Source organism: Patescibacteria group bacterium (assembly GCA_040387855.1).
Classification (GTDB): domain Bacteria; phylum Patescibacteriota; class Minisyncoccia; order Phycocordibacterales; family JAKAEA01; genus JAZKCY01.
This window is the reverse complement of record JAZKCY010000001.1, coordinates 30,470-54,831: the sequence shown is the minus strand read 5'-3', so window position 1 is coordinate 54,831 and position 24,362 is coordinate 30,470. Positions and strand designations below refer to the sequence as shown.

The window sequence follows — 24,362 nt, the reverse complement described above, 5'->3', positions numbered from 1 at the left end:
CGAACATGTTAAAAAAACTATTTATTGGAGGAATCATATTCTTTATACTTGCAGTTGGGATTGCTACATATTTTTTATTTTTCCGTTCATCAAATCAAAATGATTCTACGGATGTTATTACGACAGATTTTCCAATTTCAGGAGACAGACCAGTTGCAAGTCTTCCACCAAATCAGTCAACAACATCCACACCAAATCAAAATCCATTTTTAGCAAGTATTCTTGTGAAAGTATCATCTGCACCAGTGGCAGGTGGAGCAGCAGTAAGCATTGCAAGCACGACCATCATACGATATACAGAGCGAGGAACAGGACATATTAGTGATGTATATCCTGGAACAGGGGAGCTTAGAAAAGTTGTTAATACAACCGTCCCTACTGTGTATGAATCTCAAATGGATCCTCAAGGAAAGAATGTATTGTTACGTTATGTTGATGAAGCACATGCTGACATTTACACATCAGGATATGTCTTTTCTACATCAGCCACATCTACAGCGCAGTTTACTTCGTATCCAATAAATATTCGATCTGTTGCGTACTCACCTTCAGGTAAAGAGATATTTTATATACAAAAAACTGCTGATGGAGCCGATGGGATAGTTGCAGCATATGACGGTTCTAACCCAAAAAAGATATTTGACTCATCAGTGAGCGAATGGATAGTATCTTGGCCAGAAGCAAATACTATTATGTTGGCGACCAATGCTTCAGCCACCGATGATGGGTTCGCGTACTTTTTAAACCCAAAAACACAAGAATTTAAAAAGGTCTTAGGTGATATTAGAGGATTAACCGTTCTTGTGAATCCTACAGCGACTCATTTAGCATATTCAGATAGTAACAACACGTTAAATATTCTGTCTCTTAAAGATGCTACGGTAATTAATACTGGTGTAAATACGCTTACAGATAAATGTACATGGTCAACAGTACAAACAGATACACTTTATTGTGCAGTACCCGAATCTCTCTTTGATGGAGCATATCCTGATGTATGGTATTTAGGATTCACATCATCAAATGATGCTATTTATAAAATAATACCCGGAACAGCACCAGAACTCGTAGGCTCATTGGTAGCAACCTATAAACAATCAATCGATGTTATTAATCCCACAATAAGTCCTGATGGGAACTTCTTTATCTTTGGTAACAAGAAAGATTTCTCACTATGGAGTCTAAGAATTACTCCACAAAGTACACTAAATGAACCTCAAGTTTAGTAATCTAGTTATTTAATCCCTTTTTCTAGACGTCGACGAATGTATACCTCTTGAATAGACATAAAGATGTTACTAGTTATGAAATAGAGTGAGATTACCGATGAAATATAGGCTATAGGGAAGATAATCAAAGGAAATATATACCGCATTTGAGTATTCATACTCTTAGCAAAGTCATCTTGAAATGATGGCTTTTTGTTTGGGTTAGGAGCAGTTGGAGGCTGTTTTGGGAGAGCAAGATTAATTTGAATAAACTGAGTAATAACAGCTATAAGGGCGAGAATAAAACTTCGCTGAAGTAGATCAGTTCCTAAGAACGTCATCACAACTATTGTAGGTTCTTGAACAAATGAGTACAAAATACTTACATCAATTTTTGGTAAACCACTTCGAAACACATTATAGAGACCAATGAGAATAGGGAACTGGAGAATAAGGAGGAATAATCCAGCAAATGGATTAATATCATTATCTTTATAGAGCTTCATAAGCTGTCGAGCTTGATCTTGCTTATCTGCAACATTTTCTCGAATTCGCTTTGCTTCAGGCTCTATGCGTTTCATCAAAATCTGAGTTTTGATTGATTTTTTCGCAAGAGGATAGAGAACAAAACGGATTAGTATAGTAAGCAGAACCACAGCCCAACCAGCACTGTGCCCTGGGAGAATATCAATAATAAAAACTAATGCATTGTATATAGGTATATAGAAAAGTGTTTTAAACATGAGTTGATTGTATCAAATGTAAATAAAAAGAGCTCCTAAATCTTACCTGTAGCTCTATGTACCAACTGAACGAGCTCTGCACCACATTCTTCAACAGTAGAGCGTGTAAGCCCCTTTTTAACGGAAATAAGGACAATATAACCAGACGGTAGGGTAGCTAGGATCTCTTCTATATATGAAGACAGTTTTCTACGTAATCTATTACGTTCAGTAGCTCTTGTATCTACTTTTTTAGATATCGTTATAGCACAACGACTCAGTTCTTGTGGCATTCCAGAACTGAGTCGGAGTAGAAAATGAGGTGAATGAAAGGTTTTTCCACCTTTCATTGCCTCATTGAAAAGGCTTTTTGAAACCCTACGGTTTCGAGGAAGCATAAAATATGTTTATACGGTCAATTTATGACGTCCTTTTGCTCGTCGTCGCTTGATAGTATTTCGGCCAGTTCGTGATGCTGAGCGAACGAGAAACCCATGGGTCTTTGCTCGTTTACTTCGTTTAGGTTGGTATGTTTGAGACATAATAGGGGAGTATAGAATAAAAGTGTGAAATTGTAAATGGTTATCAAGGGTTTTTCACTTATCCACAAGTTATCAACATACTTATAGACTGTGCACAAGTTCTCGAAAAATTCTTGGAGGTATATACTATGTCCACACTAATTTTCCTAAAACATATTATGGACACCAAGAGATTATGGGAAAGTGCACTTGCTGAAATTGAAATTGAAGTTTCTAAGGCTAACTTCAATATGTGGTTTAAAGATACACACATATCTAGAGTTGATGATGGAATGGTGTATCTAAGCGTTCCTAATGTGTTTGTAAAAGATTGGCTCTATAATAAATTTCATAAATTTATCTTGAAATGCCTTCGAAACAATGCTGATATTCGAGGTTTAGAATATGTAGTTTCAAAAGATGAACCAAAGAGACAAGAAATTCAGCAATCTCAAAGAAACACCCTCCCAACAAACCCTACTTCTGAGCTCCCACTCAATGATTTCTATATTAATAAAGATGATAATCTAAATCCTCGCTATACCTTTGAATCATTCGTAGTAGGGCCATTTAATGAACTTGCTTATGCTGCAAGTCAGGCAGTAATAAAGAAACCTGGAATTACGTATAATCCACTCTTTATATATGGAGATACAGGTCGAGGAAAGACTCATCTTATTCAAGCAATAGGAAATTACTTAAAAACGGCTACATCTAAGAAGATTTTCTATGTAACATCGGAAAAATTTTCACTTGATTACATAAATTCACTTCAAAATAACAAAATAAATAACTTTAAAGAAAAATATCGTAAATATGATGTACTTATCATGGATGATATTCAGTTTTTCTCTAACAAAGAAAAGTCTCAAGAAGAATTATTCCACTTATTTAACAACTTATACGATGATAATAAGCAGATTATTTTCTCATCAGATAAGCACCCAAACTATATTCCAAACCTAGAAGAGCGCTTAAAATCACGCTTCGGAGCGGGAATGATTATTGATGTACCTCATCCAGATCAAGAATCACGTGCTGCAATTTTACGTGCAAAAGCAAAGCTTCAAAATGTCGATCTTTCTCCTGATATTATCGAATATTTGGCTTCCACTATAGATGGAAACATTCGAGAGCTTGAAGGTGCCTTAAATTCTGTACTTATGCAGTCTCAGCTTCGGGGAAGGGAACTTAATGTAAATGAGGTTAAAAATATCATTAAAAATAACGCTAAACCCAAAAAAGCGGTATCTGTTAAGGATGTAATTAAAACCATTGCTGACTTCTATAATATAGAGGAAGCGAGCATTTATGAGAAAACACGCCGAAAAGAAGTAGTTCGGCCTCGTCAGCTCATAATGTATGTTCTTCGAGAAGAATTTGATGTTTCATATCCATCAATAGGCCAAAAGTTGGGCGGAAGAGACCATACAACAGTTATTCACTCATGTGAAAAGATTAAAAATGAGCTAAAGACAAATCATATCTTAGCTCAGGAATTGAAGCAGATTAGATCAATGTTCTAAAAAACACATGGGAAATAGCTGGGGACAAAACTGTGGATAAACCTGGGGACAAAGTGGATATAAATTGTGTAGAGCGTGTGAACTAGATGAGGATGAATTGGTGATAAAAAATAACAGGTGGATAACTTATCCGGAATCCACAGTGCATATCCACAAGTGAGGGGATATGCAAATGAAGAAAAACCGTTACCCACAGCTATCCCCAGAGTTATACACAGTATCCACAGGGTTAATAGTAGTAATAAATCTTTTAATTAAAGATAATTAATATATATGAAGATCGAAGCAGCACGAGAGAAATTGGTTGATGCGATAAGCAAAGCAGATAAGATCACAGGGAAAAATTTAACCCTACCGGTTTTAAGTTGTATTCTCTTTGAAGCAACAAAACATGATCTTATTATTCGATCTACAAATATGGATCTTGGAATTGAAATCACTATTCCTGTAAAAGTCTATACAGAAGGTAAAGTAGCTATTCCTGGATCAATCATTTCAAATTTTCTATCAAATATCTCAAGTAACCTTATTACTCTTGAAGTGATAGAAGGAAATGTAAAAGTAACTACTGATTCAAACACTACTGTTATTAAATCTCTTAACCATGATGACTTTCCTACTATTCCTATGCTCGAAGGGGATAAGAAACTGTTATTGGCCGCTCGCGACCTCGTGAAGGGCATCAAATCTGTAAGCTATGCATCTGCTACCTCGAGCATGAAACCGGAGCTCTCAAGCGTGTATATCTACTCTGACGATGATCAGGTAGTGTTCGTTGCTACCGATTCTTTCCGTTTGGCGGAAAAGAAAGTAAAAATGAAAAATGCTCAGGATATTGGTCAGCTTCTAATTCCGGTTAAAAGTATCAATGACATTATTAGAATTCTTGATGCATGTCATGGAGATGTTGAAGTTGCTCTTACAAAAAACCAAATTTCATTTAAGTTTGATGGTACGTATTTAACATCACGAGTTGTAGATGGTGTATTTCCAGATTATCGACAAATTATTCCAAAAGAATATAAAACAGTCTGTACTGTATTAAAACAAGATCTTATTAAAGCTTTAAAAATAGCTACTCTTTTCTCTGATAAGTTTAATAAACTCAATTTTAAGATTCTTCCTTCAGAAAAGAAGTTTATGTTGAGTACGAGAAATGCTGATGTTGGAGAAAACAGCACGGCACTAGAAGCTGTATGTGAAGGTGACGATCTTGAGATAAACTATAATTACAAATACGTAGTAGATTGCTTCCAGTCTGTAGATTCAGATTCAGTTGCCTTGGAATTTAACGGTTTAAACAGACCACTTGTAATAAGAGGCGTTAACGAACGTTCTTTCTTATATCTCGTCATGCCGATTAACAAATAATCCACACACATCTATGTTGAAGGGAATATACATGAGGTATACTAGAGATACCATGAATAATCTCCAGCATCTTTTGGAAAAGTTTGCTAAGCTTGTTCAATCACCGGCACTTGTTAAAAAACCAATTCTCGCTTCAATACATAATGTCTCACGTATTCAGTTAGAAGAAGGCGATATAAACCTCAAGGAAAGTATTTTATACATCACTGCCTCTCCAAGTATCCGCAATGAACTCTACATGCGTAAGCGATCCATTTTGAAGGATCTAGAGCGTACCATGGGGGAGAACTGTCCTCGAGATATTCGATAAATAAAAACACCCTGACTTTTGATCAAGGGTGTTTTTATTTTGAAACTCAAGATTTATTTTATACTGAACTGTAAAGTTGTTTCATTTTTTACTTCGTTTTGATCGAAGACAACAACCTTAAGTTGATTATTGCTTCCTTGTGAAGCAGGACTGAGGCTCAGATCAATATCTAAGTTGAATGGTGCACTGTTTTTTACTCCAACATACGTTCCGTTAATGTAGAACTCTGCTCGCTTGAGAGGAGTTTGGCTTTGAGTTGAAATAGCTGCATTCATTCGGTCGGATTTATTGAAGCTTGCGTTGGCAGTTGGACTTGTAATTATCACAAGGGGAGCACCATTTTGAGGCTGCTGTTGATTTTGTTGTGGATTAGGGGAAGCAGCACCATTTTTTTCTGCCCAGTTTCGTACCGGAGTTTCCCATAGATAATACTGTGAATCACTTGCAGGGTTTGCTGGTGGATTACCTGTAGGATTATTTTTATCTACGTAGTGAAGAATCGTGTGAACCTCACCTCCGCTTGATCTCTCTTCACGATTTTCTGGAGGTGTTGCATCAGTTGCCGGTAGTCCAGTTGTTCGATCAACAGTATATGTCTGACCTCCTTGCCATGATCCTCGAAGGATTGGTTTGAGATTTGGATCAATAGGTTCTGGTTCTTTGAAGGCAACTTCAGGAAGATCTTTCAAAGCCTCATTCATAAATTGTCGCCACATTGGAGCAATGATAAGTCCTGAAGTTTTTCGAATCATTACAGAGTTGTCATTGTTTCCAGCCCAAGCTCCTACTGCAATTTGAGGTGTATATCCAATGATCCATGTATCACGAGTATCGTTTGTTGTACCAGTTTTGAGAGCTACTTGGCGAGAACCAAAGTCAGTTGCAGAGCCTGGGCCGTTCAATGGAAGTCGAGCCACATTATCACTCAATACATCATTGAGTAAGAGTACTGATTGCTCTGGAACTACTTGTTTTGGATCTGCCTTAAATTCTTCTAATACTTTTCCTTCTCGATCGGTGATTTTAAGAATTCCAGTAGTTGGATTTCTCATTCCGTTGTTGGCAAACACACCGTATGCGCCTGTCATCTCGAGTGGGGAAGCTTCGCCACCTCCAAGCACAAGTGTAAGTCCATATTGATTTACATTACTTAAACTTGTGATTCCCAAATCTCGAGCTGTTTGAAGAGTATCTTTCATTCCTGCTAGATACAGAGTTTTAATCGCTGGGATGTTGATTGATTGTGCTAAGGCGTTTCTTAGACTCATTGGACCTCTAAAGTTTAAGTCATAGTTATTTGGCATGTAACAACTATCTTTTTGAATTCCAGGAGATGTTGGGTTTCCATATGCATCACAATTTGTTGAAAACTGCGTAGGTACATCAAAGAGTACTGTTTCAGGCGTATATCCTTTAGTAAATGCTGTTACGTAGGCAAATGGCTTAAATGAAGAACCTGGCTGTCGGTGTGCCGTTGTAATGTTGAAGTTACCATCAATTTCTTTGTCGAAGTAATCACGTGAACCTACCATGACAAGCAGTTGTCCTGTTGCAGGATCAATAGCAATCATTCCTGCATTTGTTGCATTAAAATTTTTAGTATTTTTTAATGCATTCTCTTTAACTATAGCTTCAGCTTTTTCTTGGAGCTTATAATCAAGCGTTGTAATTACCTTAAGACCACCAGTATTTACTACATCTTCACCATATTTCTCTATGAGATATTCTTTAATAAACATCGAGAAGTGAGGTGCTTTGATGCTATTTATATCTTGCTTAGTAAAGGTTACTTTTTCTGCTCGAGCAGTTTCATACTCGGCTTCAGAAATGAAGTTGAGTTCTTTCATTCGTTGAAGAACAACATTTTTTCGAGTTTCTAGTTTATCAACATGTTTTCCAAAAGGAGAATAGGTGCTTGGAGCTTGAGGAATTGCTGCAAGATATGCTGATTCAGCAAGCGTAAGATCTTTAGCTGATTTGTTAAAGAAACGCTTACTTGCTTCTTCTACACCGTAGGCATTTCCTCCGTATGGTGAGCCATTAAGATACAAATTCAAGATTTGATCTTTTGTCATGATACGCTCAAGCTTAAGAGCAAGAACCCATTCTTTTATTTTACGAGAGATTCGTTTGTCTGAGGTAAGGAGAGCGTTCTTAATAACCTGCTGTGTAATAGTTGATCCTCCTTGTTTGAACTCTCCAGATTGAAGGTTCACAATAACTGCTCGAAGAAATGCCATTGGTCGAACACCTTTGTGAACATAAAATTCACTATCTTCAATAGCTATAGTTGCATTTTTAATGTAAGGAGAGATGTTTTCATACGGAACAACTTGCTGGCGTACATCTTTATTGAGGTCATACAAAACTATTTCACCAGTTTTGTCATAGAGACGAGTTGACCCAGAGAGGATTTTATCTTGAAAAGACTCTAAATCGGGGATCTTAAGCGTTGCGACCCACAAGAAAATACCACCACTTATGAATAATAATACTATTACAGCAAGCAAAATAAGCTGTTTCCAGCTATCTCTCCTCAATAACCAACCCGTTACTCTTTTTTTCATTAGGTTAATCCTATCACATACATATATAAGACAAAATGGCCTTAATATGCTAAATTTATGCGGTATGAGTGATATAAAAAATCTAGAACTAGAAATTGATGAGCTGCTTAAGCGAGGAGTGGGTGAATTTATCGACCCAGATGGAAGTTTTAAGCAAAAACTCCTAAAGAAGGCTCGAGGGGAATATACAAAGCCTATTGTTATTAAATTTGGTGTTGACCCAACACGTCCAGATATTCACCTGGGTCATGCTGTGGTTTTTCGAAAATTACGAAAATTTCAGGAGTTGGGCTGCAAGGTGATTTTCTTGGTTGGTGATTATACAGCTCAGATTGGTGATCCAACAGGTAAAAGCAAAGTTCGTCCAGAAATTGATCAGGCGGCAGTAGTTGAAAATATGAAGACATATCTAGATCAGATAGATTCTATTTTGCTTACTGATGCACGTGTTTTTTCATGGATTCGAAACTCAGATTGGTTTACAGCAATTACAGATCTCACAGTAAATGATCCTCGATTATCTATTACAGACAACAACGATCCTCAGAAACATATTGAAGTAGATGGTAATAGTTTTATAGGTAAGGCTGCTGTGTTTGAAAGTACTCGAATGCAAATTACTGATTTGAAGATGCGAGAAAATGTGTCTGTCATTACCATGCGTAATCTTTTGTGGACGCTCCGAAAAATAACGCATTCTCAGCTTATTGAGCGTGACATGTTTCAGCAGCGAATCAAAAACAATGAAGAGCTATACATGCATGAAATGATGTACCCAGTGCTTCAGGGAATTGACTCATCAGTGCTGCATGCAATTTACGGTAGCTGTGATCTTGAAGTAGGGGGAACAGATCAAACCTTCAATATGCTTATGGGTAGAACTGTAATGAAAAATAATATGCCGCCTCAAGAACCTCAGGCAGTACTTTCTTTCAAACTTCTTGAAGGACTTGATGGTAAAGAAAAGATGTCTAAGAGTCTTAATAACTATATTGGTATTACAGACGAACCAAGTGATATGTATGGCAAAGTAATGTCTATTCCTGATACATCTGTTCTTAATTACTTTGAGCTCTGTACATTTACTCCAACAGATGAACTTGAAGATATAAAAAAAGACCTTGCTGATAAAGATCTCAATCCAAAAATTCTTAAGATGAAATTAGCAAAACAAATAGTTGCTATCTATCACGGACAATTGGCGGCAGATAAAGCAGAAGAAAATTTCAACAATACATTTAAGAAAGGTGGCATTCCAGAAAATGTAGAATCAGCTGAGGTGGAGAAGGGGACAATGCTGGTAGATGTATTACTCGCAGAAAAAATTATAGCATCTAAGACTGAATGGCGACGACTACTTGATGAAGGAGCTGTGACGGAAATGATACTGGATACTCAAGTGTCTGATCCGTTTCAAAAAATAGAACAAGACGGAGTATACAAAATAGGTAAACGTAGATTCTTAAAGATTGTAGTAAAATAAAATATTAAAATAAAAATACCCGCACTGGATCAGTGTGGGTGTTTTTATTTTAATATTCTTCTTCGTCTTTATCGATTCCAAATGCATCATCTTCTGCATCCTCTTCATCTCCAAATGCATCATCTTCTGCATCCCAATCTTCATCTTCTTCATCTACAGCATCGTCGTCATCATCCTCGGTGATGGGAGCTTCTTCATCATCCTCATCTTTATCATCATCGTCTTCGTCCTCCTCTAATTCACTGAAGGAGACTTCGTTTTCATCTAATGATGTGTATTCATCTTGAATCATGCCTTTACCCATTTTTCTATTTCTAAATGATCTTTATAATTTTTTGTCACCTCGTTGTATCAAATCCGCTATTTTTTTGCAAATATTTAGAATCATTTTTGTGGATAACCAAATCGTTCTGTCGCAAAAAGCGTTATTCCTACGGCTATTGCGTCATATTCGTCGTCATATTTGATAGGCTTTGAAATAGCTACTAGTCGCTCAACCATAGCTGTAACTTGGGTTTTATCACTTTTACCATGTCCTGTTACGGCTATCTTAATAGCAGACGGATTATACTCGTATACTTTCAGTCCTTTGCGTGAACATTCAGCAAGTATTACTCCTCGTGCCTCTGCTACTAGCAACGCTGTTGTAGTGTTTTTACTAAAGAAGAGTGTTTCTATAGCTAACGCTTCTGGATTAAACTCATTAATAATTCGAGCAATTTCTTCGGCTACCATTGCTAGACGTTCGTGATGGGCTTTTGTTTTTGGTGTAAAAAAGCAATTAGAATATACGAGCATTTCTTTTCCACGTGGTTCTTTATCTAAGATGGCAATGCCTAGGCGTTCGTAGCCAGGATCTATAGCAATGATTCGCATGATTATTCAGCGTTTGTGTATACTTCTTGCACCTCATCGTTTTCTTCAAGCTCGTTCATAAGTTCTTCAAGTTTGGTGCTATCTTCTGGAGAAAGGGGAGTTGTTGTTTCTGGAATCCATTCCTGATGTTCTTTTTTAAATGCCCATGTAGCAGCGCCCATGGCAGCTAATGCAAAGCCGTTCTTAGAGAGAATATGTTTGATTTCCTGAGCAGCTTTATTTCTATTATCAGTGAGGGTTTCAATAACAAGCGCACAACCTCCTGGGCCATACGCTTCATAAGTAATGTTTTCCATTGATGCAGAATTGTCAGTGGTTGCTTTCTTTACCGCACGATCAATAGTATCGTTTGGCATATTACTTTCTTTGGCTTTTTTTATTGCTGCTGCAAGTCCTGGAGAAGCAAGATTACCAGCGGATTTTTTAGCTTCAACGGTGATATATCGAACGAGCTTAGTAAATGTCTTACTCTTTTGTGCATCTGAAGCACCTTTTTGTCGCTTAATTTTTGACCATTTATTATGTCCTGCCATAGTGTAACTATAGTAACAATAGAGCGTAGCTAGATCAACTTTTCTTGTCGTTCAGGTGGTTTCATACCTAAATGAGTATATGCTGCGTCAGTCGCAGTACGCCCTCGAGATGTTCGTTCGAGCATACCGATTTGCAATAAGTATGGCTCATTAAATTCCTCTATTGTTGCTTGCTCTTCTGAAAGAGACGCTGCGATAGTATTTAATCCTACAGGGCCGCCGTTGTATTTTTTAATAATAGCTTCAAGGATAGATCGATCAGAAGCAGTAAGTCCTTTGTCATCAATACCAAGCATATCAAGAGCTTTATCTACTGCTGTTTTATCAAGATCGGTTTTGTGAACTTGCGCATAATCACGACAGCGTTTTAAAAAGTAGTTGGCTGTTCGTGGAGTTGAACGGCTGCGTTTTGCAATTTCTGCAGCACCTTCATTTCCAATTTCGATAGTTAGAATTTTTGAAGATCGTTTTACGATTTCTTCGATTTCTTCATTAGTATAAAATTCCAATCGAAATACTCCTCCAGAAAACCGTGATCGAAGTGGGGAAGAGAGAAGCGAAATCCGTGTTGTAGCTGCAATAAGAGTAAACGGCGGAAGATCAAGCTGAATAGTGCGGGCTGATGGACCTTTACCAATAATAATATCCAAACTTCCTGATTCCATGGCAGGATATAATATTTCTTCAATAGCTTTATTAAGTCGATGGATCTCGTCTATAAACAAAATATCACCAGGAGACAGATTGGTGAGCACTGATGCAAGATCACCAACCTTTTCAATAGCAGGGCCCGAGGTGACTTTAATTTGGGCGTTCATTTCTTTTGCAACAAGATGAGCCAAGGTAGTCTTTCCAAGTCCTGGAGGGCCATAAAAAAGGATATGTTCAGGAACAGTATTTCGTTCACGAGCAGCAGTTAAAAGAATGTTGAGATTATCCTTGATTGCTTTTTGACCTATATAATCGTCCCACTGACTAGGGCGTAGTGCTGTATCTAAGAATAGTTTATCTTCCTGCGGAGGAATTTGTGGCTCAAAGTCGCTTGACATTGGTATTGTTTCGTGATAGTATACATCCATACCTATTGATGAGGTATGTTTTTTTAAATCCGCGCTATAAATCTCTAGACAAAAAGCCTTCCGAGGTTACATAGTGTTTATTCGAGTGTACTCTGGTTGTTACCTTGTGTAACGTACTGTGGTACTACTTAGAGAAACATTTAACTTTTAATGTTCATTATTAAAAGTATTGTCTAGAGATTCATGGGGCGGATTTTCTTGTGCCCACATATAGAATAGTACGCTATTTTATAAAAGGCACAACTTCACAATACACAGTTTTGTTTTGTATTGTTGCTAGAGCTCGGCTTCAAGGTCGATCACTCGTTCTAACTCCTGAATAGACGTCATTTTTTGGAGAATTTTAATAATTCCGTCTTGTTTCATATTTAAGATACCCTGATCTTCAGCAGCTTTCCAAATTTCTCGCTCACTTGGATTTTCTCGAATAGCTTGTTCAACTTTTTCACTTCGAAGAATTGCTTCAAATACTCCCACGCGTCCTTTATATCCTGTGAAGTTACATTTTTCACAGCCTTTTGCTTTTCCAATAATAGTAGGAATTGTAGGCAAGTATTCACTCACATTTTTTATAGTCCCCAAGATTCTATCAATAATAATTTTATCTCGGCCTTCTATTGGCATTTCTTCAGCACAGGTACAAAGTCGTCGCACCAATCGTTGTGCCATTGAAACAGAAAGTGCTGATGTGAGAATTTTTGGATCTACTCCAAGGTCTATAAGACGTGGAAATGTTCCAGCTGCATTATTTGTGTGAAGGGTAGAGAACACTAAGTGGCCAGTAAGCGCTGAGTTTACTGCGATTTCTGCTGTCTCTGTATCTCGAATTTCTCCAACCATGATAATGTCGGGATCTTGTCGAAGTGCTGAACGCAAACCTTCTAAGAATGTGTATCCAGTATCTGGATTAATCTGTGTTTGCACGATGCCTGGAAGGTGATATTCAACGGGGTTTTCAATAGTAATAACTTTAATCTCAGGGCTAAAAACCTTGCGTAAAAAAGCATAGAGGGTAGTGGTTTTTCCGGAACCGGTAGGGCCTGTGGTTAGGATCATGCCTTCCGGTTTTTCTACTTCTCTTAATAGTATTTCTAGAAGCTTTGGAGGAATACCCATCGATTCGAGTGATACATTGATAGCACTAGGATTGAGAACTCGAAGCACTATAGAGTTTCCATATGCTCCTGGCAAAATTGATGCTCGAATTTCAATTTCAGTATCTTCAAGCATAATACTAAATCGGCCGTCTTGAGCACCGTTAAGATTGAGTTTCATTCCTGCAATCAATTTGATTCGAGAAAGGAGCAGTCGGAAGGTATCGTGATCAAAGTGCAAAAAGTCATTAAGCACGCCGTCGATACGAAATCGAATACGGACAAATTTTTCTTCAGGTTCAATATGAAGGTCAGAAGCTTTCAAGGCAAGAGCACTTGAAATCATGATTTCAAGAAGTCGTGAAATCTTGTAGCCCTTCTTTTGGGTGAGGGTAGTGTCGATAAGTCGTTTTACATCCTCAACACTGTGCACATCTTTAAGGAAGTTTGTGATTTCGTCATTAGAAATATCAAGAGCTCCACCCTTTGTTTCAAAAGAAAAAGAAAGGTCTTTATAGCGAACCCATACTTTTTTAAGACTATCAATAGAAACCATGTAGAGGGTTGGAATGTATCCCTTAGTTTTAAGATCCTCAAGAATAGCCTCAGTCTTTGGATTTCCAGGCGCAAGGACAGCAACTTTAATTTTTTTACCAACGATATCAAAAACCGCAAGCGTTGCGTCTCGAGCATCTTCTTCTTTTACCACGCGAAGGGCATCACTATTAATAGCAACAGTCGTGAGATCTATATAATGAATACCGTATCGTGTTGATAAAGCTTTAGCTAATCCTTCTTCTTCATCGCGATGCAAATCTTCTAATTTTTTATCCTGCTTTTCTTCGTCAAAGACAACCATATAGAGACATTATCTCATTTAATACAGGGGAAATGTAGTGTATAAGTATATATTGACTTTTGCTGTAAATAGTGCTATAATTGGGTCTGAGGTTTCACGTTCAATATCTTTGTTTTTCAGCGTTTTTTGGAGTCCGACATGCGTGTTTCGTCCCTGATTCCGGCCGTTTTGCTCGCCATCGTCGCTTCGGCTTCGGTGGGCTGCACAGGGCCTCGTCCAAGTTCCAACACATTGGTGGTCAGCAACAGCATCGCTGATACCGTGATCGAGATCTACGGCAATGGCCACCTCTGCGACATCTGGCAGCCCGACGGTTCCTTCAAGGATTCGATCATCGGGTACCCTGAGACGGCTCGCGTCGATGTGGGCTATGCTGCTTCCGGTGGCAAAGTACACCTCGAAGCCAAGGTCTTCCGCAAGGAAGGCTATGGCACTCCGAAGCAGGTGTTCCTCGGGAACGCTGCTACACGAGCCATTCGGTTCGCGGAGAACGAGGTCCTCGGGCGCCGAGCGCAGATCCGTCATGAGGTGGTGCGATGGGACATCCGTTCCTACACGCCACCGGCCATTCCGATTCAGGACAGGCAGCAGAAGACCAAATCTTCGAGCGGCACGTCCAAATCGAGCGGCCCAGGCCCTCGTGTGCTACGCAACGGTGCGTGGTACAACAAGTAAAACAGGTAAAGAACAAGGAGGTTCTTTAAAGTACAACCGGGCGCGCTTCGCAAGATGTGAAGCGCGCCCTTTCGTTTGTGGTACTATGCCTTATATATGAAAGTACGATGCTCAAATCTTGAACAAACAAAAGCGCTTGCAAAACAGGTAGTTGCAACATTTATACCCGGTCCACAGGCAACTCTTGTAGGTCTTTATGGCAACCTTGGTGCTGGTAAAACTACTTTTACACAATCTGTAGCGGAAGCCTTAGGGGTTACCGAAACAGTGACAAGTCCTACATTTATTATAGAAAAAATATATAAGCTGGATCATGCTACTTTTGATCATCTTATTCATATAGATGCGTACAGATTGGATAGGGAAGAAGAACTCGTTAATTTAGGCTGGAAGGAAATTATTTCTAACCCTAAAAATCTTATATTTTTAGAATGGCCAGAGAAAGTATCAGGGATTTTACCTACACAAATTCAGAAAATAGTGTTTACTGTTGTGGATGAAACGACAAGAGATATAGAAGTTGTATAATACCTCAATGCCACGACCAAAACTCTCAGATAAAAAGCGAATTATCCTTCTCGATGCTCATGCAATTTTGCATCGAGCGTATCATGCAATGCCCGACTTTGCGTCTTCAAAAGGTGAGCCAACAGGAGCTCTTTATGGTCTATCAACAATGATCATGAAGATCATTGAAGAACTTAAGCCAAGCTATGTTATTGCCTGTTACGATCTTCCTCAGGCCACATACCGACACGAAGCTTATAAAGAATATAAAGCTGGACGTAAAAAAGCAGATCCAGAACTTGTGGCCCAAATGAAAAGTTCTCGAAAGATTTTTGAGGCGTTTTCTATACCTATATATGATAAGCCTGGATTTGAAGCCGACGACATGCTCGGTACTATTTGTGAAATCATGGATAAAAATGATGAGTATGAAATTGTTATCTCATCGGGTGATATGGATACCATGCAGCTTGTGAAAGATGGCAAAGTGCAGGTCTACACGCTTCGAAAGGGAATTAAAGATACTATTTTATATGATGAGGCAGCCGTGGTAGAACGCTTTGGATTTCTACCAAAGTTTCTCACTGATTTTAAAGGATTACGTGGTGATACCTCAGACAATATTATTGGTATCAAAGGCATTGGAGAAAAAACAGCAACAACTCTTATTCAAAAGTTTGGAACTATAGAAGAAATGTATGTAGCTCTTAAAAAAGACAAAGAAAAGTTTCAAAAAGAAGCAGGAGTATCTCCACGTATAGCACAGCTTTTAGAAGATGGGGAAGAAGAAGCATTGTTCTCAAAAATGCTAGCTACTATTCGACGTGACGCACCAATTGATTTTAAAATTCCTGAAAAAGAATGGAAAGAGGCTGTAGATATGGATGCTGTTGAAAAGCTTTTTACTGAGCTTGAATTTCGCTCTTTGAGTATTAGAGTAAAAGAAGTTTTGGGTCACACCGACGCGTTTGGAGACATAATAGAAACACCACAGGAAGAAGAAAAAGATAAAGAAGAGATAGATGCTCAAGAACTCCGAGAAACAGCTTTGGCCCTATGGGTTATAGATTCAAATCTTGCTAATCCAGAACTTGAAGATATCTATGCATTTGCTAAGACAAAAAAGTTTTCTGAAGCTCGAAAGATTATTTTAGCTGAAATAGAAAAGAAGGGTCTTTCAAAAATATTTAATGAAATAGAAGCTCCATTGTTTCCTGTGCTTGATGCTATGCATACCCGGGGGATTAAGGTGGATACTATTTATCTTAAAAATTTAAGTATTGAATATCACACTAATTTAGACAGACTCCAAAAAGAAATTTGGGAACATGCTGGTGAAGAATTTAATATAAATTCTCCAAAGCAACTTGGTGTTGTTCTCTTTGAGAAAATGGGTCTAAAAGCCAAGGGTCAAAAGAAAACTGCCGGGGGAGCAATGTCGACTCGAGAATCAGAACTTGAGAAGCTCGCCGATTTACATCCTATTATTCAGTGCATAATGCAGTATCGAGAATTGCAGAAGCTTTTGTCTACCTACATAGATAGTATACCAACTCTTGTAGAAGCAGATGGACGGCTTCACACAACATTTGTACAAAACGGCGCAGTTACAGGCCGTATGTCATCTCAAAATCCTAATCTCCAGAACATTCCTATTAAATCAGAGCTTGGTAGAAAGATCAGAAAGGGATTTGTTGCAGAAAAAGGCTTCAAGCTAGTAGCTTTTGATTACTCACAGATCGAACTTCGTTTAGCTGCTGTCATTTCTGGCGACGAAAAGCTTATAGAAATTTTTAAATCTGGAAGAGATGTACATACTGAAGTTGCTGCTCAGGTTTTTAAAGTACCTGCAGAAAAAGTTGATAAAGAAATGCGACGTAAAGCAAAGATTATCAACTTCGGAATTCTCTATGGTATGGGCGTTAATGCCCTCAAAGCAAATCTTGGAGGAACTCGAGAAGAAGCCCAGAGATTTTATAATGAATACTTTTCTACATTTACTGGAATTGCACAGTATCTTGAAGATGTGAAAAAAGAAACCGCACGTACTGGATTCACTGAAACAATGCTTGGTCGTCGCCGCTATTTTGAAGGTATCAATTCTCACTTACCATTTATTCGAGCATCTGCAGAACGAATGGCAATTAATGCACCAATTCAAGGGACATCAGCTGATATGATTAAGGTTGCGATGATCAGAATTAATGAAGCTCTTGAGAAAAAGAAACTCACAGATGATGTGCGAATGCTTTTGCAAGTACATGACGAACTTATTTTTGAAGTGAAGGAAGATAAAATTCAGGAAGCGTTTGATATTATTCCAGATATTATGCAAACGACACTTACGTTAGAGCAGACAAAAGGTGTGCCAATAATTGCCAATAAGGCAGTAGGACCAACCTGGGGTGATATGGAATCTAAATAATTAGTATTGTATTCAGCATGATTTATCTATTGTACGGCTCAGATATAATTAAATCTCGCAACAAGCTTCATGATCTTGTGGGTTCGCTTATCAAGAAAAAGCCAGATGCTTCACATGTGAAAATAAATGACGAAACATTTGAACCTTCATATCTAGATGAATATATTGGAGGGATGGGACTTTTTTCTTCAAAGACTATTGTTGAAATGGATATGGTTTTTCGCAATAAAGAGGCGAAAGAAGAAATAATGTCCAGAATTAAAGACATCGCGGCTTCAGATAATATTTTTGTATTCCTTGAAGGGACACTTAACAAAGCAGAACTCACAAAATTTGAAAAGAATGCGGAGAAGGTTCAAGAATTTTCACTCAAAGAAGAACCAGAGAAAAAGAATAAAGATTTTAATATATTCTCACTTACTGATGCATTAGGACGAAGAGATAGAAAGCAGTTGTGGGTGCTCTACCAGAAGGCACTTATGAATAACTCAGCTCCTGAGGAGATTCACGGGATTTTGTTTTGGCAAATTAAAGCTATGCTTCAAGCAGCAAAATCAAAAACAGCTCAGGAGTCAGGACTCAATCCATTTGTGTTTCAAAAATCTCAGGGATTTCTAAAAAATTATACCGAACAAGAAGTAAAAGAGCATTCAGCTAAATTAGTTGATATCTATCACAAAGCGAGAAGGGGAATACATGAATTTGATGTAGCATTAGAGAAATATATTTTAGAGATATAGACAGGTATGCATTTGTTGTGGCAGAGATATGTACTATAATAATGATATCTATTATTAAGATACTATTAATTTGCCCACTGTGTTAAAAAAATCATTACTCGCTGTTCTTGCTGTTGCGATCCTAGCTGGAAGTTTTGTAGTCACTGGAGCACTTATTAATTACCCAATGTCTGTGCCTGCTGCCATTGGAAGTCTTTTCAGTACTGAGAAACCTGCCGTGACAAGTTTTACTCTCATAAATGCTGATACGAATAATCCCGTACCAGGATATGAAGTAATTTCCGATGGTGTAGTGCTCAACTTAGCAACATTACCTACCAAAAATCTTAATATTAGAGCAAATACAAGTGGGACTTATATAAAGAGTGTAAAATTTTCAATGGATAGTGGATCATATGTCAATTTTGAAAACACATCACCATTTGCTATGTATGGTGATGCTTCAGGAGATTATGCTGCATGGACTCCAACTCTTGGTAAACATCTTATGCAAGCTACTCCATATACTGGATTATCAGGTGCTGGATCAGCAGGAACAGCTAAAACTCTACAGTTTACGATCATTGATGTAAGCGCACCATCTCAGGATTTTACGCTCTCTTTAGTAAATACAAATACGCAAATTGTGTATCCAGCATTTTCATCCATGAAGAATGGGGATATCATAAATTTAAATTCTCTTCCAAATAAAAATCTTAATATTAAATTAAATCTACCAGCAGGTGAATCAATTGCAAAAGTTCAGTTTGATTACAATGGTGTTATAAATTATCGAACAGAAGTAAATGCTCCGTATTCATTAGCAGGGGATAGTGACGGTGTCTTAAATGCATGGACTCCAGCAGTAGGAAATCATACTATTACTATTACTAAGTATGCACAGGCAGGGGCAGTTTTTGTATCAAGTGTTCCACGAACTATCTCATTTAGAGTGGTTGCACCTGCTCCTGTAACTCCACCAACTACTCCAGTTACACCGCCAGTTACACCACCAGTTACTCCACCACCCGTTTTACCACCTGTTGTTATCCCTGAGGCTCCAACAGTATTTTTGAGTGCCCCAGTATCAGTTGAAAGTGGAAGTAATGTTACTGTTGCCTGGTCTTCAACTAATGCAACGTCATGTGTAGCATCTGGTGATTGGTCTGGAACAAAATCAACATCAGGTTCAGAAACAGTATCTGGCGTAACGACAGGTAAGACATTTACTATTGTATGTACTGGAGCGGGGGGAACAGCATCTAAAACTGTTTCTGTAACCGTTACGGTTCCTCTACCTCCTACAATTCCTGATCCTGTTACACCAACACCTCCACCTGTAGTTACTCCTGATCCAATACCACCAACAAGTCCTGTTGTAAGTGGGTATACAAACATTTCTCCAAAATTTGATTCACGCGTAATCTATGTATCGAATTCTAGTGGAAGTGATTCAAATGATGGGACAATTACATCTCCAGTTCAAAGTTTTACAAAAGCATTAGGAATGGTTAGAAGTGGATTCCCAGATCAGATTCTTCTTAAGAAAGGTGACACATGGACAACTACTTTGAGAGTAACTTCAGGATCTGGAAGTATTTCTGGGCGTTCAAATACTGAGAAGTTTGTGATTGCGTCATATGGTACAGGCGCTCGACCAATTATTTCTCCAACAACAGGCCCCGGAATTAGATTGGTTAACAATACAAGCAATCTTGCAATTGTAGGGATCCATCTTATTGGTAAGTATTCAGAACGTGGTATTGATAGTACAGGTATTTCAACAGGAGGATCAAACATTCTTGTTGAAGATGTGAAAATCGAAAAATTCAGTAAAGGAATTTCATTCTCAGCAACAGCAAAACCAAGTCGCACAAGTACTCAGACAATGAAGAACGTTGTTATTCGACGCTCTGTAGTAATAGATAACTATAATCCTGATCCTGCAGATTCTAATGAAGCAACTGGAATTTATACCTATGGAGTAGATAACCTACTTATTGAGGATTCAGTAATTGATAATAACGGCCGAAATGCGAGTGGTTGGGGAGGTACTCCTCGCCATCAAAATCTCTACATCAATGCTATCAATTGGAATGTAACTATCCGAAATAACATTAGCTCAAATGCTGCAAGTCACGGCCTTCAGCTTCGAAGTGGAGGTATTGCAGAAGGTAACTTTTTCTACAAAAATCCAACCCATATGTCATTTGGATTAGTTCACGGTGCTGGATATCAGGTGAGTGGAGGAGTAACCGGGACTGTAAGTAATAATGTAATGATAGGAACAAGAAAGATTGATGTCCCAGATGGAACTGATTCAGGAACTCGAGGACAGGCAATGCTTCTCGCAAATATTAAGAGTGCCACAATATCAAATAATATAATGGCATTTAATACAACTGATAGAACTGCATTGCTTATGGAACCAGGAAGAGGGGCTTACGAGGCAGATGCTTCAGGTCTTCATAATGTTACCTTTGAACGAAATATTATTTACTCATGGCCAAAAGCGGTAGAAATAAATAGCTACATCTTAAGCGTAGGTGGAACAGCTAAAAACTCAGCAAGTAATGTGGTATTTAGAAACAACTATATTTCAGGTTTGGTGGAAAGTAGCCCTATTTTTAGTTTCCCAACAGGGACAGTAAATCCTCCAATAACTGTTTCACCAGATATTTCAGCAAACTTTGATGCGTTCATCGCCGGTGCTCGAAATCAATCAAAAGATAATTGGCAAGATCAGTTTACTGCTCAAGCAGCAAATAATTATGTAAAAACTCGGTTGAACTTTTAATGTTCTACGTTGGTTAACTGTTGAATTCGTATTATAATTACTACATAAATTATTAGTACGTAACAAATTACTGACTGTGTTAAAAAAAGTATCACTCTTTGCATTGACTACATTAGTCCTCGCAGGTAGCTTCATTGTTACCGGGACACTCATACAACAAAACTCGACTTCACAAAGTGCTCTAACAATCGGAACAGCCTCATCTCCAAATGTCGTCAGCTTTACGCTTATTAATGCAGATACAAGCAAGCCTGTGGCCGGCTACGAAAATATGGCAGATGGTGCTGTGTTGAATCTTGCTACGTTGCCAACAAAAAATCTTAGTATGCGTGCGAATACAAATCCTGCAGTTACTGGAAGTGTGAGATTTGCTCTTGATGGTAATCAAAATTATCAAACAGAAGCACTTCCTGCATATTCTTTAACTGGGGGAGGTGAGACAGAAGGTTATTTACCCTGGACTCCTCCAGTTGGTAAACATGTAGTAAAAGCAACTCCATTTACAAAAGCGAATGCTCAAGGAGTTCAAGGTACATCACGATCAATACAGTTTACTGTTATAGATGTTGTACCACCTACGCAAATCACTACTGCATCACTTGTTAATACAACAACAAATACTAAGATTTCCGGGTATACAATAATTCGAGATGGAGAAGTGATTAAGCTTGCTGATCTTAAGACAAAAACATTTACACTGACTGTAGAACCAGCAAATGGCGAAAAATTAGCCAAAGTCCAGTTTGGATATGATAGTCAGATAAATTATAGAACAGAATCTGTGGCACCATATAGTCTTATGGGAGATGCTAGTGGGGATTATGCAAATTGGAATCCAACTCCTGGAGCGCACACTGTTACTATAACGCCATATAAAGAATCAAATGGTATTTTTGTACCTGGTAAGTCATCAGTAATGCGATTTACAATTGAACCCGCTCCATTACCTCCGCCACCGCCTCCAACTCCCGTTGCTACAATTCAATCTGCAGTTTTGTATAATGCACAAATGAGTACTCCTATTAGTGGCTTTAATCCATTACCTGATGGTGCTGCTTTTGATGTATCACTACTTCCAACAAATAAATTAAATATTTTGGCATTAGCTCCAGATAATACAGTTGCTGTGCAATTTGATTTAGATGGGGTAACAAAATTTGGATATCAAGGATCTCGGCCGTTCTTTATGGCAGGTGATACAGGTGGAATGCCAAATCAATGGACTCCAAGTATCGGTAGTCATACTCTAAAGATGATTCCATTTTCTAAATCAAGTAGCGGAGTACTCGTAGCTGGAACACCTCAAACTATTCGATTTGTAGTAACAGCTCCAATTGTTGCTGAAGCTCCTTCAGTATATCTAAGTACTCCTACAAGTGTTACTACTGGAGGCGCTGCAACTATTACATGGTCTTCAACTAATGCAACTTCATGTATAGCATCAGGTGGATGGACGGGAACAAAGTCTGTATCAGGTTCTCAAACTATCGCAGGTATTTCATCAAATAATACGTATACACTTACTTGTACCGGCCCAGGAGGAACTGCGGTAAAATCGTCATTAATTGTAGTTGTTGTGCCACCACCTCCACCTGTGACTCCACCAGTTACTCCTCCAACTATACCTACTCCACCAGTTGTCAGTGGATATACAGATATTTCTCCAAAGCTTGATTCAAAAGTAATTTACGTAGCAAATTCAGGTAATAACGCAAATGATGGAACAATTGGCAGCCCAGTACAAACTGTGACTAAAGCTTTTACGATGGTACGAAGTGGGTATCCTGATCAGATTTTATTAAAACGTGGAGATACATTTCCTGAATCGTTAAAAAATTACACCGGCCCACATGCTAGTTCCGTTGGTATATCGGGAAGATCAAATTCAGATAAAATGGTAATTGCTGCGTATGGTTCAGGCCCACGACCAATTATTGCTCCTCCAAGTGGGGATGGATTACGACTCGGCCTTGGAACTAAAAATCTCGCTATCGTAAGTATTGAGTTTAGAGGAAGTAAATATGATGGAACAGGAATCAACAATGAGGGATCATTTGGTGGAGGGAATCTTCTTTACGAAGATCTAAAGGTTCATCAATTCTTTAAGGGTATATCATTCTCAGCTACTGGTGATTTTAGTTCACAGACAAAGCCGCAGGTCGTAAAAAATCTAACAGTTCGAAGATCTGTAATTGTCGATAACTTCAATCCTGATATGGCAAGTACAGATTATGCCCAGGGAATCTATAGTTATGGATCTGATGGATTGCTTATCGAAGAAAACGTTTTAGATAATAACGGAAGAGATATGTTTGGAGGAAATGGTTCAAACTTTACTCACAATGCATATATCCATGGTATAAACTGGAACGTTACAGTACGAAATAACATTATTTCTCGTTCAGGAAGTCACGGATTGCAATTGCGAAGTGGGGGAGTATCAGAGAACAACTTCTTCTATAAAAATCCTATTCATATGTCATTTGGTCTTGTGAATGGTGGTGGGCGACCACATCCGGGAGGTATTACGGGGAGGGTGAAGAACAACGTAATGATAGGCAACCTTCAAATTGAAAACTCAGGTGCATCTACCCATGATCGAGGTATTGGACTTCAGGTAGCAAACGTTAAGGCTGCAACAATCTCTGATAACATAATTGCATTCAATACTACAACTCAGTTTCCAGCAATTCTTATGGAAACAGGAACTGGTACCTATCAAGCTGACGCTATTGGTATTCACAATCTTGTCTATGAAAGAAACATTGTATATAGCTGGCCCGTAGCTATTGATATTAATCGCTTTGGTCTTACTGCATTAAATCAATATGCTGCAGATCCAGTAGTACTACGAAAGAATTATTTTTCAGGGCTGGTAAAACGAAGTAGTGTGCTCACATATCCTGACGGTTCTATAAATGTACCAATTACTGTTGCTCCAGATGTTTCATCAAACTTTGATGCATTCATCACAGAAGCTCGAAATCAATCAAAAGATAATTGGCGAAATCAGTATACAGGTGCGGCTGCGGTACAGCAGTTTAAGACAAAGTTAAACTTCACAAGTATTTAAATCTCACAATCCAACAA

Annotated in this window: 20 protein-coding genes; 11 read left to right on the top strand and 9 right to left on the bottom strand. The window is 38.3% G+C overall.

Going from position 1 to position 24,362, the window contains the following annotated elements:
- Positions 1 to 5 precede the first annotated feature (5 nt).
- Complete coding sequence (locus V4519_00330; GenBank protein ID MES2436439.1) at positions 6 to 1,226, top strand: hypothetical protein; 1,221 nt, start codon at positions 6 to 8, stop codon at positions 1,224 to 1,226.
- 8 nt (positions 1,227 to 1,234) lie between these two features.
- Here the strand turns inward: V4519_00330 and V4519_00325 are convergent, their stop codons facing one another.
- Genes V4519_00325 through rpmH form a run of 3 tightly spaced genes read right to left on the bottom strand, consistent with a single transcriptional unit; the run spans position 1,235 to position 2,472 of the window.
- Positions 1,235 to 1,951, bottom strand: a complete 717-nt coding sequence (locus V4519_00325) for a YidC/Oxa1 family membrane protein insertase (GenBank protein ID MES2436438.1) — start codon at positions 1,949 to 1,951, stop codon at positions 1,235 to 1,237.
- Between the two features lie 35 nt (positions 1,952 to 1,986).
- Positions 1,987 to 2,328, bottom strand: a complete 342-nt coding sequence (gene rnpA, locus V4519_00320; GenBank protein MES2436437.1) for a ribonuclease P protein component — start codon at positions 2,326 to 2,328, stop codon at positions 1,987 to 1,989.
- Between the two features lie 9 nt (positions 2,329 to 2,337).
- Complete coding sequence (rpmH, locus tag V4519_00315; GenBank protein MES2436436.1) at positions 2,338 to 2,472, bottom strand: 50S ribosomal protein L34; 135 nt, start codon at positions 2,470 to 2,472, stop codon at positions 2,338 to 2,340.
- A 128-nt stretch (positions 2,473 to 2,600) separates the two neighbouring features.
- Between rpmH and dnaA the strand changes: the two genes are divergently transcribed.
- The 3 genes from dnaA (at position 2,601) to V4519_00300 (ending at position 5,658) form a co-directional block, all read left to right on the top strand.
- Positions 2,601 to 3,977: a chromosomal replication initiator protein DnaA gene (dnaA, locus tag V4519_00310; GenBank protein ID MES2436435.1), complete on the top strand. Its 1,377-nt coding sequence runs from the start codon at positions 2,601 to 2,603 to the stop codon at positions 3,975 to 3,977.
- Between the two features lie 273 nt (positions 3,978 to 4,250).
- On the top strand, positions 4,251 to 5,348 hold the full coding sequence (gene dnaN / locus V4519_00305; protein MES2436434.1) for a DNA polymerase III subunit beta: 1,098 nt from the start codon (positions 4,251 to 4,253) through the stop codon (positions 5,346 to 5,348).
- 52 nt (positions 5,349 to 5,400) lie between these two features.
- Positions 5,401 to 5,658: a hypothetical protein gene (locus tag V4519_00300; GenBank protein ID MES2436433.1), complete on the top strand. Its 258-nt coding sequence runs from the start codon at positions 5,401 to 5,403 to the stop codon at positions 5,656 to 5,658.
- Between the two features lie 53 nt (positions 5,659 to 5,711).
- Here the strand turns inward: V4519_00300 and V4519_00295 are convergent, their stop codons facing one another.
- On the bottom strand, positions 5,712 to 8,225 hold the full coding sequence (locus tag V4519_00295) for a penicillin-binding protein (GenBank protein MES2436432.1): 2,514 nt from the start codon (positions 8,223 to 8,225) through the stop codon (positions 5,712 to 5,714).
- A 64-nt stretch (positions 8,226 to 8,289) separates the two neighbouring features.
- On the opposite strand from V4519_00295, the gene tyrS reads away from it, so the two are divergent.
- Positions 8,290 to 9,708 (top strand): tyrosine--tRNA ligase, encoded by a 1,419-nt coding sequence (gene tyrS / locus V4519_00290; protein ID MES2436431.1) that lies wholly within the window; start codon positions 8,290 to 8,292, stop codon positions 9,706 to 9,708.
- A gap of 49 nt (positions 9,709 to 9,757) precedes the next feature.
- Here tyrS and V4519_00285 read toward each other — a convergent pair whose 3' ends face one another.
- The 5 genes from V4519_00285 to V4519_00265 all read right to left on the bottom strand — a co-directional run bounded on the left by V4519_00285 (position 9,758) and on the right by V4519_00265 (position 14,149).
- Positions 9,758 to 10,012 (bottom strand): hypothetical protein, encoded by a 255-nt coding sequence (locus V4519_00285; GenBank protein ID MES2436430.1) that lies wholly within the window; start codon positions 10,010 to 10,012, stop codon positions 9,758 to 9,760.
- Between the two features lie 80 nt (positions 10,013 to 10,092).
- Entirely contained in the window at positions 10,093 to 10,584 is a 492-nt protein-coding gene (gene ruvC / locus V4519_00280) for a crossover junction endodeoxyribonuclease RuvC (GenBank protein MES2436429.1), read from the bottom strand.
- Positions 10,585 to 10,586: 2 nt separating this feature from the next.
- Positions 10,587 to 11,117 (bottom strand): YebC/PmpR family DNA-binding transcriptional regulator, encoded by a 531-nt coding sequence (locus tag V4519_00275; GenBank protein ID MES2436428.1) that lies wholly within the window; start codon positions 11,115 to 11,117, stop codon positions 10,587 to 10,589.
- Between the two features lie 29 nt (positions 11,118 to 11,146).
- Positions 11,147 to 12,166, bottom strand: a complete 1,020-nt coding sequence (ruvB, locus tag V4519_00270) for a Holliday junction branch migration DNA helicase RuvB (protein ID MES2436427.1) — start codon at positions 12,164 to 12,166, stop codon at positions 11,147 to 11,149.
- A 306-nt stretch (positions 12,167 to 12,472) separates the two neighbouring features.
- Complete coding sequence (locus V4519_00265) at positions 12,473 to 14,149, bottom strand: ATPase, T2SS/T4P/T4SS family (GenBank protein MES2436426.1); 1,677 nt, start codon at positions 14,147 to 14,149, stop codon at positions 12,473 to 12,475.
- A gap of 138 nt (positions 14,150 to 14,287) precedes the next feature.
- Between V4519_00265 and V4519_00260 the strand changes: the two genes are divergently transcribed.
- The 6 genes from V4519_00260 (at position 14,288) to V4519_00235 (ending at position 24,345) form a co-directional block, all read left to right on the top strand.
- Positions 14,288 to 14,824 (top strand): hypothetical protein, encoded by a 537-nt coding sequence (locus tag V4519_00260; GenBank protein ID MES2436425.1) that lies wholly within the window; start codon positions 14,288 to 14,290, stop codon positions 14,822 to 14,824.
- Between the two features lie 96 nt (positions 14,825 to 14,920).
- Positions 14,921 to 15,352: a tRNA (adenosine(37)-N6)-threonylcarbamoyltransferase complex ATPase subunit type 1 TsaE gene (tsaE, locus tag V4519_00255; GenBank protein ID MES2436424.1), complete on the top strand. Its 432-nt coding sequence runs from the start codon at positions 14,921 to 14,923 to the stop codon at positions 15,350 to 15,352.
- A 7-nt stretch (positions 15,353 to 15,359) separates the two neighbouring features.
- Positions 15,360 to 17,756: a DNA polymerase gene (locus V4519_00250; GenBank protein MES2436423.1), complete on the top strand. Its 2,397-nt coding sequence runs from the start codon at positions 15,360 to 15,362 to the stop codon at positions 17,754 to 17,756.
- A gap of 17 nt (positions 17,757 to 17,773) precedes the next feature.
- Entirely contained in the window at positions 17,774 to 18,496 is a 723-nt protein-coding gene (locus V4519_00245) for a hypothetical protein (GenBank protein ID MES2436422.1), read from the top strand.
- Positions 18,497 to 18,575: 79 nt separating this feature from the next.
- Positions 18,576 to 21,272, top strand: a complete 2,697-nt coding sequence (locus V4519_00240; protein ID MES2436421.1) for a hypothetical protein — start codon at positions 18,576 to 18,578, stop codon at positions 21,270 to 21,272.
- A 76-nt stretch (positions 21,273 to 21,348) separates the two neighbouring features.
- The gene (locus V4519_00235) at positions 21,349 to 24,345 is read left to right on the top strand and encodes a right-handed parallel beta-helix repeat-containing protein (GenBank protein ID MES2436420.1); all 2,997 of its coding nucleotides are present in this window, start codon (positions 21,349 to 21,351) and stop codon (positions 24,343 to 24,345) included.
- Positions 24,346 to 24,362 lie beyond the last annotated feature (17 nt).

Bases quoted from the DNA above. Each gene is read 5' to 3' on its own strand.
- V4519_00330 (MES2436439.1), top strand. From the start codon at position 6: ATGTTAAAAAAACTATTTATTGGAGGAATCATATTCTTTATACTTGCA.
- V4519_00325 (MES2436438.1), bottom strand. From the start codon at position 1,951: ATGTTTAAAACACTTTTCTATATACCTATATACAATGCATTAGTTTTT.
- rnpA (MES2436437.1), bottom strand. From the start codon at position 2,328: ATGCTTCCTCGAAACCGTAGGGTTTCAAAAAGCCTTTTCAATGAGGCA.
- rpmH (MES2436436.1), bottom strand. From the start codon at position 2,472: ATGTCTCAAACATACCAACCTAAACGAAGTAAACGAGCAAAGACCCAT.
- dnaA (MES2436435.1), top strand. From the start codon at position 2,601: ATGTCCACACTAATTTTCCTAAAACATATTATGGACACCAAGAGATTA.
- dnaN (MES2436434.1), top strand. From the start codon at position 4,251: ATGAAGATCGAAGCAGCACGAGAGAAATTGGTTGATGCGATAAGCAAA.
- V4519_00300 (MES2436433.1), top strand. From the start codon at position 5,401: ATGAATAATCTCCAGCATCTTTTGGAAAAGTTTGCTAAGCTTGTTCAA.
- V4519_00295 (MES2436432.1), bottom strand. From the start codon at position 8,225: ATGAAAAAAAGAGTAACGGGTTGGTTATTGAGGAGAGATAGCTGGAAA.
- tyrS (MES2436431.1), top strand. From the start codon at position 8,290: ATGAGTGATATAAAAAATCTAGAACTAGAAATTGATGAGCTGCTTAAG.
- V4519_00285 (MES2436430.1), bottom strand. From the start codon at position 10,012: ATGGGTAAAGGCATGATTCAAGATGAATACACATCATTAGATGAAAAC.
- ruvC (MES2436429.1), bottom strand. From the start codon at position 10,584: ATGCGAATCATTGCTATAGATCCTGGCTACGAACGCCTAGGCATTGCC.
- V4519_00275 (MES2436428.1), bottom strand. From the start codon at position 11,117: ATGGCAGGACATAATAAATGGTCAAAAATTAAGCGACAAAAAGGTGCT.
- ruvB (MES2436427.1), bottom strand. From the start codon at position 12,166: ATGTCAAGCGACTTTGAGCCACAAATTCCTCCGCAGGAAGATAAACTA.
- V4519_00265 (MES2436426.1), bottom strand. From the start codon at position 14,149: ATGGTTGTCTTTGACGAAGAAAAGCAGGATAAAAAATTAGAAGATTTG.
- V4519_00260 (MES2436425.1), top strand. From the start codon at position 14,288: ATGCGTGTTTCGTCCCTGATTCCGGCCGTTTTGCTCGCCATCGTCGCT.
- tsaE (MES2436424.1), top strand. From the start codon at position 14,921: ATGAAAGTACGATGCTCAAATCTTGAACAAACAAAAGCGCTTGCAAAA.
- V4519_00250 (MES2436423.1), top strand. From the start codon at position 15,360: ATGCCACGACCAAAACTCTCAGATAAAAAGCGAATTATCCTTCTCGAT.
- V4519_00245 (MES2436422.1), top strand. From the start codon at position 17,774: ATGATTTATCTATTGTACGGCTCAGATATAATTAAATCTCGCAACAAG.